12 protein-coding genes, 1 pseudogene and 1 riboswitch are annotated in these 17,778 nt (G+C 63.0%); of the genes and pseudogenes, 1 reads left to right on the top strand and 12 read right to left on the bottom strand.

Features of this window, described 5'->3' with window-relative positions:
- Positions 1-1,167 precede the first annotated feature (1,167 nt).
- From BLV31_RS04635 to BLV31_RS04655, 5 genes and pseudogenes are all read right to left on the bottom strand, one after another.
- On the bottom strand, positions 1,168-1,452 hold the full coding sequence (locus BLV31_RS04635; protein WP_006550534.1) for a YciI family protein: 285 nt from the start codon (positions 1,450-1,452) through the stop codon (positions 1,168-1,170).
- 256 nt (positions 1,453-1,708) lie between these two features.
- Positions 1,709-3,550, bottom strand: coding sequence for a sigma-54-dependent Fis family transcriptional regulator (locus tag BLV31_RS04640; RefSeq protein WP_496559993.1), 1,842 nt, complete (start codon positions 3,548-3,550; stop codon positions 1,709-1,711).
- A gap of 1,239 nt (positions 3,551-4,789) precedes the next feature.
- Positions 4,790-5,863 (bottom strand): glycoside hydrolase 5 family protein, encoded by a 1,074-nt coding sequence (locus tag BLV31_RS04645; protein ID WP_371850706.1) that lies wholly within the window; start codon positions 5,861-5,863, stop codon positions 4,790-4,792.
- 599 nt (positions 5,864-6,462) lie between these two features.
- A pseudogene (locus tag BLV31_RS04650) lies at positions 6,463-7,729 on the bottom strand (substrate-binding protein).
- A 164-nt stretch (positions 7,730-7,893) separates the two neighbouring features.
- Positions 7,894-8,223 carry an ArsR/SmtB family transcription factor gene (locus BLV31_RS04655; protein ID WP_039583680.1) on the bottom strand — a complete coding sequence of 110 codons (330 nt, stop codon included), beginning with the start codon at positions 8,221-8,223 and terminating at the stop codon, positions 7,894-7,896.
- Positions 8,224-8,365: 142 nt separating this feature from the next.
- A riboswitch (TPP riboswitch) is annotated at positions 8,366-8,475 on the top strand.
- Here BLV31_RS04655 and thiC point away from each other — a divergent pair.
- Positions 8,474-10,231, top strand: a complete 1,758-nt coding sequence (thiC, locus tag BLV31_RS04660) for a phosphomethylpyrimidine synthase ThiC (RefSeq protein ID WP_064060778.1) — start codon at positions 8,474-8,476, stop codon at positions 10,229-10,231. Its footprint overlaps the riboswitch before it by 2 nt.
- Before the next feature lie 702 nt (positions 10,232-10,933).
- On the opposite strand, the gene BLV31_RS04665 is transcribed toward thiC, so the two are convergent.
- From BLV31_RS04665 to BLV31_RS04700, 7 genes are all read right to left on the bottom strand, one after another.
- Positions 10,934-11,815 (bottom strand): HpcH/HpaI aldolase/citrate lyase family protein, encoded by an 882-nt coding sequence (locus BLV31_RS04665; protein ID WP_064060764.1) that lies wholly within the window; start codon positions 11,813-11,815, stop codon positions 10,934-10,936.
- Positions 11,816-11,930: 115 nt separating this feature from the next.
- Positions 11,931-13,388 (bottom strand): NAD-dependent succinate-semialdehyde dehydrogenase, encoded by a 1,458-nt coding sequence (locus BLV31_RS04670; protein ID WP_064060765.1) that lies wholly within the window; start codon positions 13,386-13,388, stop codon positions 11,931-11,933.
- 329 nt (positions 13,389-13,717) lie between these two features.
- Positions 13,718-14,047 (bottom strand): NIPSNAP family protein, encoded by a 330-nt coding sequence (locus tag BLV31_RS04680; RefSeq protein WP_039583675.1) that lies wholly within the window; start codon positions 14,045-14,047, stop codon positions 13,718-13,720.
- Positions 14,048-14,061: 14 nt separating this feature from the next.
- Positions 14,062-14,595 (bottom strand): flavin reductase family protein, encoded by a 534-nt coding sequence (locus BLV31_RS04685; RefSeq protein WP_052227157.1) that lies wholly within the window; start codon positions 14,593-14,595, stop codon positions 14,062-14,064.
- A 28-nt stretch (positions 14,596-14,623) separates the two neighbouring features.
- The gene (locus tag BLV31_RS04690; protein ID WP_052227156.1) at positions 14,624-15,616 is read right to left on the bottom strand and encodes a ribose-phosphate diphosphokinase; all 993 of its coding nucleotides are present in this window, start codon (positions 15,614-15,616) and stop codon (positions 14,624-14,626) included.
- Positions 15,617-15,797: 181 nt separating this feature from the next.
- A complete protein-coding gene (locus tag BLV31_RS04695) occupies positions 15,798-16,721 on the bottom strand; it encodes a PfkB family carbohydrate kinase (protein WP_039583674.1) in 924 nt (307 codons plus the stop codon).
- A complete protein-coding gene (locus BLV31_RS04700; protein WP_072740541.1) occupies positions 16,714-17,760 on the bottom strand; it encodes a LacI family DNA-binding transcriptional regulator in 1,047 nt (348 codons plus the stop codon). Before BLV31_RS04700 ends, BLV31_RS04695 begins: the two co-directional genes overlap by 8 nt.
- Positions 17,761-17,778: the final 18 nt, after the last annotated feature.

Raw genomic sequence — 17,778 nt, forward strand, 5'->3', positions numbered from 1 at the left:
CTCCTTGGAATCGACGCGAATACGTTCTCTAACTTGAGATATGAAGCCGGATCCGGGTAAGCACATCGATACGGAGCCGACGACAGCAACGTACACTTCGATGGGTATCGGTAGGACGACTCTGACCGGCGTCAGCGATTCCCGTCGTGGATGGGCCACTACGAACACCACAGCGCGCACTGCGGCGATCCGTCGCTACGTCGACATGCTGCAAACAGCTCGCCGGCGAAGGGGGTGTTCTATCGAGGACGGAGAACCCTGCTTCGATCGTCGCCTTTGATCACCGAAGCAGGGTCCTGGCAGCCCGAGCGCAGGCAGCAGGTGGGATCTGCCCGTGCCCAGTGGCGGAGGCACGCCGCCTTGCCCATGCCGCATACGCACCATCGGCCGACACGTGGCTTTCGGTGGATACTCATGAGACGAACCGTCAACAGGTAGCTCGCTGTTTCTGGACCGCATGACTGTCGACGGAAGATACCTGCTCAATCAATATATGTAACAGTACTGTTCACTACTGCGCGACATTGCCACCCCATCATTTCTGGATGCTCGTTCAGCGGCTTCGGAGCGTGGAGCACAGTTCCTGCGCGAGTCTCGACCATGTGCTGGGTGGCCAAGGCCTCGCCGTGCACCATCCGCGCACACCTACTGAACACGTCCAGTTTCCGTTGGCCGGAGCCTCCCGGATCTCCCGCCCAGGTATCCCGAAGGCTTCGAGGACCCGGCGATCGCTGGGCGCGACATTCTGAAGGGCGGTGGGGGCATAGAAACCGAGTGTGAGGGCGCGGGAACAGTCGTGGCTGACTTCCGGCGTAGCGTCCACGTCAAGGATAAAGAAATCTGTTCCAAGAGTGCCGTGTCACACCGGTTTCCGTTGACACGTCGGTTGTGTGGATCGACAGTCTCACCCTGCGCTGATTGTCTCTCGAACCCGTGGATTTGGTTGGACCCGATCAAGCGAGCACTCGATCGGCCGGCTGCATCTCCGTCTGCGCGTTCACGCCACCATGTATCGACGGGCGCCTCAGGACGTCACGTGACGCAATTCCTGGCCTCACATACGATCCGCGCCTTCGTCGAATGCACACACTGTGCGTCCCATCGTCTGGTCCACTGCAAAAATGCTGCATGCTGTGACCAACAGAAGCTAGGCATGCCGCTTCATCGTCAGATTCCCACGAGGGGTCCGATGACGGGCTTCCACTGGTAGATGGTCTGGTCGACGACCACACCCTGCGTGACATAGGGGTCCTTGGCGAGCAGGGCCTGCAGGTCGTCTTCGCTGTCCGCCTTGAACACGAGCAGGGCGCCGGCTCCGTCGGCCCAGGCGCCCGCTTCCTGTAGCACGCCTTTGGCGGCCGCGTCCTTGACGAAGACCAGGTGGTCGGCATGGGCGGCCTCTTTGACGGATGCGTCAGTGGTGTACGACCAGATAACAGCGAACAGGGCCATGGTCACTCCTCGGGGGATACGGTCATGAAACGACGCGCGTACTCCTCATGGAATACGTACTCGAGAACGGTAGGGCGTCGGATGCCGCAGCGAGTGTCCTATTTTGCAACATCGTCCGTGCACGACGACGAGGTACAAACGGCATCATTGCTGTCCCGAACAGAGGTGGGAAGACGTCCGCTCGGCGTGAGGAAGAGGGTGTCCGCGCAGACTCAGCGGCGAGGATGTCTTGTTATGCGACAGAGTGTTTCAGGGGTCAGGAACCGAATGTTTCGTTTTCCAGGCCCAGCGCGCGGATCTTGCGGTAGAGGGTCGAGCGGGCCACACCGAGTCGGTGGGCGGCGAGGGATTTGTTGCCGTCGGACTCGTCGAGGGCGCGGACGATCGCTTCGCGTTCGGTGCGTTCGAGCGAGGTCAACCGGCGGCCGGCGCCGAGGGTGCGGTAGTCGGCGGGCAGATGTTCGAGTTTGATGTCGAATCCCATCGACCGCGCCGCCGCGGTACTGAGCACCGAGGCGAGTTCGCGCAGGTTGCCGGGCCAGTGATGGTCGATCAACGCCCGATGCGCGGCCGGTTGCAGTTGCGGGGTCGGACGGTCGGGGAGTTCGGCGGCGAGCAACTCCCGCGCGAGATCGGTGAGATCTTCGATGCGCTGGCGCAGCGGCGGGATGCACACACTGCGCCGCACATGGGTCTGCACCTGATGCCGCAGATCGTCGGGGGTGCTCGAGGTGGCGGTGGCGATCACCGGTGCACCCAGCTCGACGGCAGCGTCGAGCAACCGCCGAGTAGAAGCCACAGCGTCGTCGGGGACCTCGTCGAGGTGCTCGATGATGCACGCGAAACTGCCGGACAGACGCGCCCGCAATTCGGCCACCGCCGAGGGGGTCAACGTCGACGCATCGACGCTCGGGACCGGGTCGTGCCGGCCCCAGCGGTGCTGGATCTGCCGCGCCAGATGGGTTTTGCCGACACCGGACTCACCGACGATCAGCACCGGCGCGACGGTCGCGGTGATCTCGTCGACCCGGTCCTGGAGTCGGTGCGCGGCCAGGCTGCGGCCGGCGATACGCGTCGCCGGCGCCGCACCGGCGGGCGCGGCGGGGGCCAGGCGGGCGCGCGGTCGCGGCGGAGCCGGGGAGGCCAGCGGGCGCAGTTCGAGGATCGCGCTGAGCGGATCGGTGGACTCACCGACCCGGCGGGCATGGACCCGCACGTCGATCCCGTCGGCGAAACGCAGCGGTCCTTCCCATTCGTCCTTGGCGGCCAGATGGGTGCTGATCCAGTCCCAGATCATCATCTGATCGGTCGAGTCCATCAACCGTGACACCGTCGGGGTCGCGATCACCGTGTCCCGGCTCATCGCCACCACCGCGGCGTGGCCGCGGCGTTTGCTGCGCATGTATTCGCGCAGCAGGTTCTGCTCGCTGCGGGCGGACAGGGCGAACAATCGCTCTTCGATATCGCGTACCGCCGAGAGCACCAGCGGTGCCATCAGCTCGTTGACATCGCCGATCTCGCAGGTGATGTCGACGATGCCGGTCACCGCGCGTGAGACCGGATCGACGATCGGGGAGCCGACACAGGCCAGCGGATGCAACGCCTCGAGCAGGTGCTCTTCCCCGCGGACCCGGAACGCTTTGCGTTCTTCGAGGGCGGTGCCGATCCCGTTGGTTCCGGCGCATTCCTCGGCGAAGATGAACCCCGGGGCGACCTGGGCACGGTCGAGACGGCCGAGCAGTGACCGCTGCCCGGCCCGCCGATCGACGATGGTCGCATCCTGCGAGGCGAGCAAGATCGTCACCGGCGCATCGGCGAGTTGATCGGCCAACCGATCCAGGACCGGCCGCGCCGCACGCACAAGCTTCGGATCGGTGGGTGCGTCGTCGATATAGCGCAGTGGAGAACTGTCGGGTGTCACTCCCAGTGCGAGGCAGCGGCGCCAGGACTGTTCGATCTCCGGCCGTACTTTCGGTATGGGATTCTCACAGCTATCGGAACCGTGTTCTTCTGCTTGCTCACGGAACCGGTCGGTTACCACACATCCACCTCCGAAGACCTCACGGCGAGAACGGACTCTATGCAAACGAGGTGACACCGGTTCGGAGTGTCCCAGAACGCTACACCGGGAGTTTCTGGACTTGTCTTCGGTGCGGGCGCACCTTGTCCAGTGTGTTCACCGGCGTCTTGATGGCCTGTCGATCCGCACGGTGGCGGAACACGATGCTATTCGTCGTGCAGTGTTCCATCTCCTCTGCAGGACCAGGGCCGTTTCGGCCGATGCCATTCCGGCCGATCGGTCCGGCGGAGTCGGCGGAAGTGAACAGCGGGGAGGTGTGCGTTGGCATTGTCGGCGAGGCCGTGCGTCTGCGCGCGTCCGTTCGCACCGTGTTCCCCTGGAACGACGCTGGTGCGTCACGAAAGCTGTTGGTTGGCAGTGTGACCCCTACTGTCTACCATCAATGCTCCGTGAACTGTATGTGTATATCACAGGGTTCCTGCGCGTGACCACGAGGTGCGTAGCTACCAGTGGGTTTCGTGGCCGGGCAGGGTTCCGGGGACAGTGGAGTCGGCCGTGTGGCATTGATCCGGACGTTCGGAACTCGTCCGTATCTGTCCGACCGGAACCCACTGTTGTGGGAGTGTACTCGGCGCCGGACTCAGGGGGCGGAGTCGTTCGCCGGCGGCGTTGGCAAAAAGATGCGGCCTGTCGGGAGATGGGAAGGGGACAGGATGTCACCGGTGCTCGTGGGCGGGTGCTCCGGTGTTGCGGTATCGGAACGGATGAAGAGCCATGTAATTTGCTGTTACGGCGAGTTTTTCGCTAGTCTTTTGGTGTTGGAGCGAGTCGCCCTATCGGGGAGGGTGGGGCCTTGTTTCAACATTCTGTTCTCCGTGCTTGGAACCTCGCCCCTGCTGTTCCGAGTTGCTAGGCGACCATGTCCGAGTCGCTGCGCAGTACCGAGAACGAGAACCCAGTTTCGTCGCTCTGCGACGAACCGTCGCCGTCCCCTGTCGGCGACAGGTACGGGAGCCGTTGGTGCCCGCCTCGACGATGCTAAAGCGGGCACCAACGGTGCCTACCGATACGACCATTTCGACTTCCATTCAGAAGCGTTAGCGCGCAGATGAGTTCGGCATCGAGTTCGGTTCGTGCGACCAAGGAAGGCGACTGCACGCGGGGGGCGCTGCGCTCGGACACAGAGTACTGTTATCCGCGGTCGACAGGTACTCATCACCTTCACCATGGGTGAAGGTGGCGGAAGCCGGCCCGAGCAATCGGTTCCGTGGCCTCCGAGACGACTGTCACCCCGACGCGCCGGCCCAGGGCGCGTCCCTATCTCATCTGGGGCAAGCCGTGAATGGGGTCGAAGGGGCCGATGTCGTACGTGCATTCCTGTGGTCGAGGATCCGGTACGAAGGCCCACAACAGCGCCCCGGCAGTGCCCATCGTGTGATACCGGTCGATCTGGGCACCGACGCGGGTGGCGCGTTCGGTCAGGGGTAGGCAGCTTCCAGCGCGGATCCCGAACTCGGCAACGAGCACAGGTTTCTCGGTTTGCTCGAGTCGCAGTGGGAGGAATGCCGCATCGTCGTAGTCGTGGTACTGAACCACGTCCAGATAGGGCGAGGCAGCGACCAGGGCATAACCACCGTCGGCGAGACCGCACTGCTCGCCCCCGAGTAGACCGAGCGTGAGCAGGTGTCGCTGATCGTGCGCACGAGCCACCGCCCCGGCCGCATCGACCCAGTCGCGCAGCACCTGCGACGAGTCTTCCGGGCACCGACGTTGGTGCAGGTCGCAGTCGGGGGTGGTGCAGACGCCGACCTCGGGTTCACCGAGTAGTTCCCATGCAGCGATCGAAGGTGATCCGGCCCAGCGATCGACGGCGGCAGCAACCCACTCGCTGTAGCTCAGCGGCATGTCGGTGGGTTCTTTCCATCCGCCGAGATACCACTCGCGCGTTTTGTATTGCTCGTCCTCACAGGCGCCGTCCTGGGCGGCGAGCACCGGGATGAGTAACTGTCGGTGCCGTTTGGCGGCCGCGAACACCGCATCGATCGGTTCGAAGTTCAGCTTGCCGTTGCGCTTGTCCACGGCCAGATTCTGAAAGGCGTTGAATCGGGTCACTGTCCCCGGTTGGCGAGACGAGAAGTAGGAGTCCAGATCCACCATCGCTCCGCACCCGGCGTTGACCGTCCAATCCGTAGCCAGTTGATAGGCATTGAAGCCGGTGGGCCACCAGGGTTGACCGTCGAGGTGCAAAATACCGCCGGTGGTGGTCACCCGCAGCGGATGAGCATACGAGACCCACGGGGTGGAGGTCGGCGCACCTGTGTCCTCACCTGGCGATGCTGCACCGGGTCCGGGGAGGGTGCACGCGCTCGTGAGGGGAACGGCCAGGAGCATCGCCGTCATACAGACGAGTCTCGCTCGTATCGGACCGTCGCGCTATGGACAGTCCGACAGCTGCTCGCTAGCCTGAGTTCAATTGCTGCGCACCCACTCTGCCCCAGCTGCGCTGATGGCAAGAAGATCGAGCGCACTGTTGCCCGCTTCGCGACTGTAAGGCGCTCGACGACTCCTGCCGGAAGGGATTGGGAGCGGTCTGCACTCGGAGCGAGCTCATAGATGCTAACTGTGGCCGGAAGTGCCGCAGCGAGAAGTCACCAAGAAAGAAGAGGAGAATGAAGGCAGAGCCACCCCCGAGAGGGCAACAGATCTCGCAGAAAATCTCGACCTCCGCATCCGGTCCCGATCCCACAGAGGAGGATCTGGCAGCGGTAATCGTCGCCCTGACCGGCATCGACATCGCGTCGAATGACGATAACGCGAGGCCTGGTCGTAACCGGAAACAATCCTGGCGACACTGATGCGCCGACGACTCCGAGTTGCACTCGCTGGTCGCACATCCGCCCGGCCGGGAACGAGGATGTAGACGGAGTGGCCACATCGATATGACCGAGATCGATGCCCTCGTCTTCTGTACCAGCACGCGTGGTCTCGGCCTATCCGATGGCGGGATACAGTTCCGTGCCAGCCGCTTTCGTCACATGCAGCTGCTGCCCGAGTCGGTCCTCGCTCAAAGTGACAGTACCCCGCGGTAGCTGGAACTCCCCGTGACGCATTGCCGCGGCGATCCGCTCGCTATCCTCCGCTTTCCGGGCAGCCTGCCACCATATGTGAACTGCCTCGAACACAGACTCGCTCAACGTCGACAGTGGCGGTGCCCAAGGACCGAACTGTGCCTGGTACCTCCTCAGAAACGAGGCGTTGCCCTCCGTTTGTAATCCTTGGAAATACCCCGAGACGGAGTGCAGACCACGGGCTGCTTCGTCGCTGATGTACGTCAGCATGGACTCTTCCAATGCCGGCGCCAGTGTTATGCACCGATCCCGCAACCCCATTGCATAACACTGACGTTCGAACTCAACAGCATCAGATCCGACGAGGGACGATGTCGGCTCCCGATTTCTGAATCGATTCGACGATCTGAGCGAAGTCTCGAGTCCTCATCGATGCGAACTCTTCACCGACGATTCGGGCGCCGTACCGGGGCAACAGTTGGCGAGCCAAGCCATGTGTCGTTCGCGGCCAACAATAATCGTTGCCGGCCAGAAACGATCGTCGCACCCCCTCCATCTGCGTGAGTGGTTTCGTAGCTGTTGCCAACTGATCGCCCGGCCGCTCCCCGAGTTGGAGACGGAGACGACCGCCGCTGCCTCCTTCGTTCATGACCGGCTGCACCAGCAGCACGGGTGCATCGCCGAGCGCCTCGGCAACTGCGGTATAGGTAGCCGATGTGGTGGCGATCAGGATGGTCCGGCAGCCTGCCTGAACGAGTCGCCGCGCTTCCATGACGCCGGTCTCCGGGTCTGTGGCGTCATCGCCCACGATCAACTCGACCCGTCGGCCATGAATGCCACCCTCGGCATTGATTTCCTCGAGCGCCAGCATGGCAGCGTTGTCGATTGAGGTAGCGAAGGGGCTGCAGGGTCCGGATTTCGACGTCAACAAGCCCAGACGGGGATGGGGCGAGGCGTTTCGAGCGGTAGGGAACCCTCGACGCCGCATCAACCATTCCAATCCGGGCTGGTCGAGTTCGGCGATGAGCCGAACTCTCGTGCCTCCATCGGCGGCTCCGAAACGAAGTTTGATAAGCCCCCGCCAAGGCTGGTCGTGCACGATATCGAGGTACACATACGGACGCGCAGCAGCGATACGGCCGAGAATCTCGACCGGTTCTGCGCCGGAACCGCTGAGGTGGACCGCCATACGCACGGCAGCGCCGGGTTCGACCCGACCGCATACCCCGCCGAACAGCCATCCCGCCTCTTCGCCTGCTCCGAAAGGCTGTAGGCCACCGAGGGTGGGGATGCGGTCCACTCTTCCGCGTGCAATACGAGCTGGGTCCCCGTGTTCCCTGGAAGCTATGCACGTCACAGAGATCTATCGGTGGCAGCGGTGCGATCGGCAGCCTCGACGGCATCTACCAGGGCTCCTCGAAACACTTCCTGCAACATCGCGATGACATCCCGGGCGGGACCGGCCGGGTCGATCGAGTAGAAACGGAAGCGTCCGACCTTGCGTTCGGTGACCAATCCCGCGTGCCGCAGGATCCGGAGGTGGTTCGAAACGCCGGTGCGTCCCACGCTGTCGATCTGGTCGACCAGTTCCTTGACACTGCACTCATCGCGCTCTGCCAGCACAGTGAGAATGGCTCGCCGCACAGGGTCAGCGAGGGCATCGAAGGCCAGCTGTGCGGACAAGATCCCGATCTCCTTGAGTCAACAGTCGATGACGTATAGAAGAGTACCTCCTCGTAGCTCGTACAGGACGGGCCGACTTCGCACCGCTCCGACGACCGGACCAGCTACATCTGCAGCGAGACGAGTCGGGTGTTAGGGTCTGTGACGTCCCCACGGGAGCCCTATTGCAGGGGCTGAGATCGGGCTGAGGCAGCCTGCGACCGTCGAACCTGCCCGGGTAATGCCGGCGAAGGAAGTAGGAACGATTCCGATGAGTGCATCCAATTCGCATGCCCTGAGCTATGTCCACGACGAGGAACACGACCTGCGTGTACCTGTCACAGAGATCCGCTTGAACGACTCTCCCGGCGGGGTGCCGAACCCGCCGCTGCAGGTCTACCGCACTGCAGGTCCCGGTAGCGATCCGCTGGTCGGGCTCCCGCCGACGCGCGCCGACTGGATTGCTGCTCGCGGCGACGTCGAGCACTACCCGGGGCGAGAACGGGATCTGCTCGACGATGGCCGCTCGGCTGTGCGGCGTGGAGAGGCGTCCCAGGAGTGGAAGGGGCCCCGACCTGTCCCGGTGCGAGCGAAGACAGGCCGGACGGTCACGCAGATGCACTATGCCCGGGCGGGGATCATCACCCAGGAAATGCGGTTCGTGGCGCTGCGGGAGAACTGCGACGTGGAACTGGTGCGCTCGGAGGTGGCGGCGGGTCGGGCGATCATCCCCGCCAACGTCAACCACCCCGAGTCCGAGCCGATGATCATCGGCAAGTCCTTCGTGGTGAAGATCAATGCCAACATCGGCAACTCAGCGGTGACCAGCTCCATCGTCGACGAAGTCGACAAGATGCGCTGGGCCACCCGTTGGGGCGCGGACACTGTGATGGACCTGTCCACCGGCGAAGATATCCACACCACCCGAGAATGGATCATTCGCAACTCCCCGGTGCCGATCGGCACGGTGCCGATCTATCAGGCTCTGGAGAAGGTCGCCGGCCAGGCCGATGCGCTGACGTGGGAGATCTTCCGCGACACCGTGATCGAGCAGTGTGAGCAGGGTGTGGACTACATGACCATCCACGCCGGAGTGCTGCTGCGCTACGTACCGCTCACGGCCGAGCGGCTCACCGGCATCGTCTCCCGAGGTGGGTCGATCATGGCCGGTTGGTGCCTCGCCCATCACGAGGAAAATTTTCTCTACACCCACTTCGACGAACTGTGTGAGATCTTCGCCCGCTACGACGTGGCATTCTCCCTCGGGGACGGGCTGCGACCGGGGTCGATCGCCGACGCCAACGACGCCGCGCAGTACGCCGAACTGGACACCCTTGCCGAACTGACCACCCGTGCCTGGGCTCACGACGTTCAGGTGATGGTCGAAGGCCCTGGCCACATCCCGATCCATCGGGTGCGGGAAAATGTGGAGCGTCAGCAGAAGCTATGTCATGGAGCGCCTTTCTACACCCTGGGGCCGCTGGTGACCGACATTGCTCCGGGCTACGACCACATCACCTCCGCGATCGGGGCCACCGAGATCGCCCGCCATGGCACCGCGATGCTGTGTTATGTCACCCCGAAGGAGCATCTGGGACTGCCGAATCGGGACGACGTGAAGACCGGGGTCATCACGTACAAGATCGCCGCTCATGCCGCCGACATCGCCAAGGGCCATCCCGGTGCCGTCGAGCGTGACGACGCGTTGTCGAAGGCGCGTTTCGAGTTTCGGTGGCGGGATCAGTTCGCTCTGTCGCTGGATCCGGATACGGCCGAGCAGTTCCATGACGAGACGCTTCCGGCCGAACCGGCCAAGACAGCGCACTTCTGCTCGATGTGTGGGCCGAAGTTCTGCTCGATGCGTATCTCCCAAGACATCCGGACCAGGTTCGGTGACGCCGCCGACCAGGCCGCCGTCGCCGGGATGCAACATATGTCCGACCAGTTCAGGGCCGCCGGCAGCACGGTGTATTTGGATGCCCCTACTGTCCTGTCCTCCGAAAGTAAGCGTGTGACACAGGACAACTGAGGTCGCAGGGGCGTTGAGTCCAGGTGACGAGAGGACACGGACGCAACGCCCTCAGCGGCTTGACGCACGCCCGCACTTGCTCTGCCGGGTGACGTTGTGTCGCGATGACGAAGGTGGTCGAGGACGGAGTCGGCATCGATGTGCGGTTTCGCGGTGCCGGCGACCGTCCGGGTTCGAGTACGAGGGGAATGAGATTCAGCGGCGGTACCCACTCGTGCTCAACGAAAGTGCCCATGTGCGAGCGGGGTTCGCTGTAGCAGTGATCGGGTGCTGGCGGGCGAGGCGATGACGACATCGCCCGCCTCGCTGCCGAATCGGGGGTGACCTGCACTTGTGACTCGCTCAGCTTCGAGGGACCGAGGAGTAGTTGCCCGGGTCGTCTCGACGCCTGCCGTGACATGGTGCGGGTTGCCGTTCCCCTCACCGCGTCACGGCAGGCGGCCGTCTCGGGGGAGCGGTCGTGATCGTTGCCCCGGTCGATTCTGCTTCCAGGATCGGCGGTCGCTGCACACGCGCTGGAACGCGTCCGGACCATCCCGCATTCGCTCGGCGTCGACCTCGCGCGGCGGCGTTGTCCACCATCTCCGCGCGCTAATCAGTCTTCTCGATGATGCCTTGCGGGTTCTTGACCCGGGCAGGTACACCGCACCCGAGACCCTCGCAGCGTTGACGGTGCCGATCAGAGCAGCGTGAACGCGCCGACTACTGGGCAAGAGAGGCGGATTTGGTCGCCTCCAAGCGGCCGAAGTACCGAGATCTGGAAAGCACGGCAGTGGCTGAGATGAAGCGCGGCCGATCGGCCCCCGTCTCGATGTTCTCGCCGCAGGGGCCGAGTTCGGCGATAGTGGCATGCGCTTGCGAGACTGAATGGGCCGACGGGGAGAATCTCTCGTTGATCGTGTCGACATGACGCGCCCGAACCGACAATTTTCCGGTCATGCCGAACTTTTGGGCTGTGTCGATGTCGGCTGCGACGGTATCCCGATCATCCGCAGCGGTCGGGCCGTCGATAGGAGCTGCGATTTCCGCCGTCTTGCTGGCGATGACAAGGGTCGAGCGTGCATACGCCAGGCCTTCTGGTGTCCCATCGATGTCGAGGTCGCTGCAGAAGTCTCTGATGCCGAAGGCCAAGCGCACGACCGGTGAGCACTCAGCGATACGGTCGGCCTGACGAAGCGAGGAAGCAGTCTCGACCATAGCGACGATCGGGACATGAGGGAGTGCGGCAGACACGATGTCGATGTCTTGCGGACTCTCGGTCTTCGCAAGAACAATTCCGGTAAGGCCCGGAGAATCGCGGAGTATTTCTAGGTCGAGTGCAAGTTCACGGGTCGAAGCGTCGTTGACTCGGACCCAACCGACTCTGTCGCGAAGCCACTGCGCCGCAACTGTCCGTGCAGATGTTTTCTTCCTGTAGGGCACTCCATCCTCGAGATCGAGGACAAGGCAGTCCGGACTGGTAGCGACCGCGGTATGTAACTCAGCGAGATCGGTAGGGGGGACGAGTAGCCATGATCGGGCAAGGCGTGCCAGCTCGGTTCGCGCTTCCCGGGCTGCATCGGGTTCCTCGAAGTCGAATGACATCGTTGTTGTCGATCTCCAGTATTTATTCGAATCAGTGGATGTTGTGGATTATCGATGCTGTGCGGACGAGTCCTGGAATCTCAGCTTTCTGCAGGACAGTTGTCATGAACAACTGTCAGGGGGTCAGAGCGATGTACTTGGTGTTGAGGTACTCTTCGATTCCTTCGCTGCCGCCCTCGCTGCCCAACCCGGACTGCTTGATGCCGCCGAAGGGAGCCGCCGGATCGGAAATAATGCCCCGGTTCACGCCGACCATCCCGAATTCGAGGGCGCGAGCGACTCGGGACGCTCGATCGAGGTTCTGTGTGTAGAAGTAGGCAGCCAATCCGTAGTCGGTGTCGTTTGCGCTCGCGACTACTTCGGCCTCGGTGTCGAAGCCTGTGATGACCGCAACCGGGCCGAAGATCTCTTCACGGAGGATGCGTGCACCGGCAGGTACGTTGTCGATGACGGTCGGTTGGTAGAAGTAGCCGGGACCGTCGATGGGTGTCCCGCCCGTGCGCACGCGTGCTCCGGCAGTAACGGCTTCATCGACCAGTGCTGCAACCGCGTGGCGTTGCTTGGCATTGATCAACGGACCAAGCGTGACGTCGTCTTCGTAACCGGGACCCACTGTTGTCGCGGCGATCCGATCGCACAGAGCACGAGTGAACTCTTCCCGGATCGAATTGTGTACGAGCAGTCGATTGGCGGCCGTACAGGCTTCACCACCGTTACGCATCTTGGCGGCCATCGCACCGTCGACTGCGGCGTCGATGTCGGCGTCATCGAAGACGATGAACGGGGCATTGCCGCCAAGTTCCATGGAGCTCTTCAGTATCTGATCTGCGGATTGTTCGATGATCTTCTTCCCGACGGCGGTGGATCCGGTGAAGGAGACCTTTCGCAGTCGACGGTCCTTCATCAGAGTGCCGACGACGTCTGGGGCATCGAGAGTCGGTAGTACAGACAGAACACCACGAGGAAGACCGGCTTCAGCAAAGACGTGTGCGAGCAGCAACATGGTGAGGGGAGTGTCCTCGGCCGGTTTGACGATGATGGTGCATCCAGCCGCGAGCGCCGGGCCGATCTTGCGTGTCCCCATCGCGAGCGGAAAGTTCCAGGGCGTGATGGCCAGGGCTGGACCCGCAGGTTCCTTGATCACCGCGATGTGGCCGTTTCCAGACGGTGCGGTCGCGGTACGACCGCCGATTCGAACAGCTTCCTCTGCGAACCACCGGAGGAACTCTGCTCCGTACACCACCTCGCCGCGACTCTCCGCCAACGGTTTGCCCATTTCGAGTGTGATCAGCCGGGCGAACTCTTCGGACCGCTCCATGACGAGTTCCCAGGCTCTGCGAAGGATCTCCGACCGTTCGCGAGGGGCGGTCGCAGCCCATGCCGGCTGAACCTCGGCAGCCGATGCGAGCGCGTGTCTTGCGTCGGCGACGCTGCCGTTGGCTACGGTCGTCAAGACGGTGCCAGTCGCAGGATTCACAATGTCGAAACGTCTACCGGAACAGGACTCGCGAGTAGTGCCGTCGATCCAGAGGCCGGTCGGGACGGCAGCCAGTAGGGAGCTGAAGCCGGTCATCGAGGTTCCTTTCGGATGGTGCCAACCGTGGCAATAGCGGGTGCGAGCCTGACTCGTGAAAAGTGAAGCTCTGCGAAGAGCCGGATCATCGACTTCCGCTCAGAGGGAACGAGTGACGATGGTCGCGGTTTTGGGCAAGGAACAGCAATGAGAAGGCCATCCGGACCAGTTCTCGTCGAGCTCCACGGAGCGGCCGTTGACGCGTCCCAATCCGGTCAGTTTCACGATGCCCGGTAGATAGGGGAGCAAGATCTCGTGTGTTACTACCCGGACGTCATCGTCCTCGGTAGGGATGAGTTGAATGTCGTGACACCCATTGATCTGGACTATCATGGCGCTTCTTCGATCGATGATCCGTCGATGACCCGACGGCGCATTGTCCGAATCAGTGGTCCGTCTGATTCGGCAGCAGCGAACGCTTGCTGCCATTCAGGATCCGCGAGCATCTGGGACCACTTGTTTTCGAGCTCGGCCAGGTTTGCGAATCGAACGGTGTACACCAATTCGCCGAAGGAGTGTTCTCCGATCAGTGTGTGGCCGGCGCTGATCAGCTCCATGTCGTATCGCTTGAACATGCGGGCCGTGTGGTTGGTGAAGAGGTCGATTATCGCCGACAGTTTGCCCGGTACCGCGACGTACTCCCTGATCTCGTAGATCACAGCTGTCCTTTCTGTCAGTTATCCGGAATGCCGTTGGGCAATTCGTGAAACTTGCTGGCGTAAAATACGAGTGGGTCCTGCTCGGCTTCGAAGTCGTGTCCGATGATGCGGAGAAGCACGAATCGATGATCGCCCGTCGTGGTTTCCGATTCGATTTCGCAGTCGAACCAGGCTGCTGCACCGTGCAGGAAGACTGATCCGTCGGGCCCGCTCTCCCAGCTCACGTTGGCGAACCGGTCGACCTGGCGGGCGGCGAGTTGCCGGCACGGTGTCTGCTGTCCTGCTCCCAGGACCGACAGTCCGATCCGTGGTCGTTCTCGTAGCTTGGGCCAGGTGGTCGAGGACGTCTGAACGAACACGCCCACCAACGGAGGCTCCAATGACACGTTGACGAACGCACTGACGGCCATACCGATCGGCTCACCGGTCACGTCGGTCGCGCACAGCGCGGTGACCCCGCTCGGGAAGCGGCCGAACGTTGCGCGCAACGCCGCTGTGTCGACCGTACCGATGTCGTCGTGGACACCTCTGAGGTTTATGGCCGTCATGATCTGGCCTTCGGCGTGTAAGGCTTTGTCAGAACACATGGTTCTTCCCCCCGAATACCTCGCTGACGGAGTCGTCGGTGAAGATGCACCGGATCGAGTCGGCGAGCATCGGTGCGCACGATACGACGTCGACGGTCGACGGGGCTCCGGGCCCGAGGGGGATGGTGTCTGTCACGACGATGCGCTCGAACGGAGAGTTGGCGAGGTTCTCGTGCGCAGAGCCGCTGAACACTGCGTGGGTAGCGGCGGCGAAGACTCGCGAGCATCCGGCGCGGACGACCGCCTCGCCTGCTGCGCGTAGGGTTCCCGCGGTGTCGATCATGTCGTCGACGATGATCGCGGTTTTACCTCGTACATCTCCAATGACGGTGGTGATCTCCGCGACCTGCTGCTGAGGACGTTCCTTGTCCAGGATGGCCAGGCCGGCACCGATGCGAGTGGCGAATTGCTTATTGAGCTTTACGCGACCGGCGTCCGGCGCGACGACCACCAGGTCGTCGTCCAGCGCGGCGAAGTGGTCCGCGAGTGCCATCAGCGCGGTCATGTGGTCGACCGGAACGCTGAAGAAGCCCTGAAGCTGTCCCGCGTGTAGGTCCATCGTGAGTACCCGGTCGACACCGGCTGCCTCGAGGATTCGTGCCACCATACGAGCCGAGATGGGTTCGCGGGGTGAGGATTTCTTGTCCTGACGGGAGTAGCCGAACCAGGGGGTGACCGCGACTACTCGGCGTGCACTTGCGCCGATGGCTGCATCGATCATCACGAGCAGTTCGACCAGTGCGTCGTTGGCGCTGAGGCCTTCGATGGGGTTTGCGCACATCGGTTGGATCAGGAAGACGTCTGCGCCTCGAATGGATTCGTCGAATCTGCAGTACACCTCTCCGTTGGAGAATGTCTTCAGAGCGACCCGACCCAGATCGACCTGCAGGTTGGAGGCGATCGACGAGGCGAGCGCCGGATTGGCGCGGCCCGAGAACAACATCAATTGTTTCTGGGATCCGAACGGAATGGAGGTCGTCATTGGTGGCCTTCCAGGTAGATGCCGGGGAATCGGGCATGTGCGGGGAGTGTGGCGCGAAAGGACGAGAGCATCGTGGGGATGTAGCGGTGGGTTCGAAGGTGGAGATTCCCGTATCGGCGATAGAAACGTTTCTATGGAGGGTGGGCGGATACGGCGCCCAGCATGATCACACGGTGATCGGTTATACGTGTGCGGCGTTGACCTCGTCGGCGATCGGCATCCCTGTGCGGGCACCGACATGTCTGACCGACAGTGACGCTGCCGTTACTGCAAGCGCACTTGCGGCTCCGAGCGGCATCCCGGAGGAAAGCGACGCTGCGAGCACACCGTTGAACGTGTCGCCCGCACCGGTTGTGTCACGCACGTCCGATACCTGCAGGGCCGGGACGGGTTCGATGGTTCCGTCGGGATAGGCCACGATCGCCCCCTTGTCCCCTCTGGTCACGACGAGGCACGCTCCCGTGGCCCGAGCGACGTTCGCCGAGGCGTCACCGACGTCGGTGAACGGGATGGACAGTGCAGCGCACAGGTCACGAAGCTCTGAACTATTGGGTGTCAGAACCGACGCTGCGTGGGCGCTGGCGATGAACTCGTTGCGCACAGGGGCCGGATTCAGCACACAGCGCAGTCCCATGTCGGAGGCTGTCGACACGGCAGCTTCGACCGCTGCCGGGAGGATTTCGGTGCTGACGAGTACACATCCGGCCCACCCCGATGCACGCTCGACGGCCCGGCGAACGAGTGCCGGCGTAAGGGCAGCGTTGGCCCCGGCGGCAACGGCGATCTGGTTTTCCCCCACCGCGTCGACCACGATCAGGGCAGTGCCGGTGGCGGTGTCGTCGAGGACGGCGACGTCGGTGACGTCGACACCGGAGGCGCGGAGCTCGACCAATGCCTCGCGTCCGAGTTCATCATCGCCGATCGCTCCGCAATAGCGCACCGGCACGTTCATGCGGGCGGCTGCGATAGCCGCGTTCGCGCCCTTGCCGCCGCCGAACTTGTCCAGGTGTGGACCGACGACGGTCTCACCCGGACCGGGTAACCGATCGACGGCCACGACCAGATCGACGTTGAGGGCGCCGACCACTAGAACCCCGTTACTCATTGACGCTCCCGCTGATAGTGCACACCGATGACCGATCCTGGAGTGTCGTCGGTAACGGATCCATGGGTTCCGGTGTGCGGTTCTCAATCAAATCGAAAAGGACTGTCGCTGCGCGGTAGCCCATGTCTCGCGCCGGCTGGCGCACGGTGGTGAGCCGCGGCGTGAGAAGCGACGACAGAGGAAGGTCGTCGAAGCCCACGATGCTGACGTCCTCGGGCATACGGAGCCCTTGTGCGCGGCAATACTCCATCGCGCCCACAGCCATGAGGTCGTTGGCGCAGATCAGGGCAGTGGGCCGAGTCTGCGCCGCCAACGCGCGTTGGGCCAGGTCCCGGCCGGACGATTGCTGGTAGTCGCCGTAGTACACCGGGACCGTGTCCGGGTCGATGCCTGCCCCGGCAAGTGCCTCGCGGTAGCCGGCCAGTCGTTGTTGAGCCGTCCACAGACCCTCCGGACCGCCGATGACCGCAACGTCCCGGTGGCCCTTGTCGAGGACGTATTGCGCGACCTGGCGAGCTCCCCTGCGGGAGTCGCAGACCACGGCGGGCAGGTCGATGCCCGGGATCTGCTCGTCGACGAGCACCACCGGACCAGAGCGAGCCAGTTCGTAGCAAGCTTCGGGCATGGACCCGGTGCTGGTCAGGTAGATGACTCCGTCCACGCGTTGGCTGCGCAGCAATCTGGTCTGGGCTTCCTCGGATTGTTCCGAGCTGCCCGGGACCACCAGGACCACCAGGACATCACGTGCCGATGCGGCTTGATGGACCCCTTCGGTGATCATGGCGAAGAACTGATTGGTCAGGTCGGGTACGACCATGCCAATACGGGAAGCGCTGCGGCGTTTGAGATTACGCGCAGACTCGTTCGGCGAGTATTCCAGAACTCGCACGGCGTCGAGCACACGGGTACGGCGGTCGGGCGCAACCGGGCCGGAGTCGTTGAGTACGTAGCTCACCGTGCTCATGGAGACTCCAGCGTGTTCCGCGACGTCCTTGATGGTCGTGCGCTTGCGCGTGCGTCTGTGCTCAGATGACGCCACAGCAATCCCTCTCTGCGG

This window comes from Rhodococcus pyridinivorans (assembly GCF_900105195.1).
Lineage (GTDB): Bacteria > Actinomycetota > Actinomycetes > Mycobacteriales > Mycobacteriaceae > Rhodococcus > Rhodococcus pyridinivorans.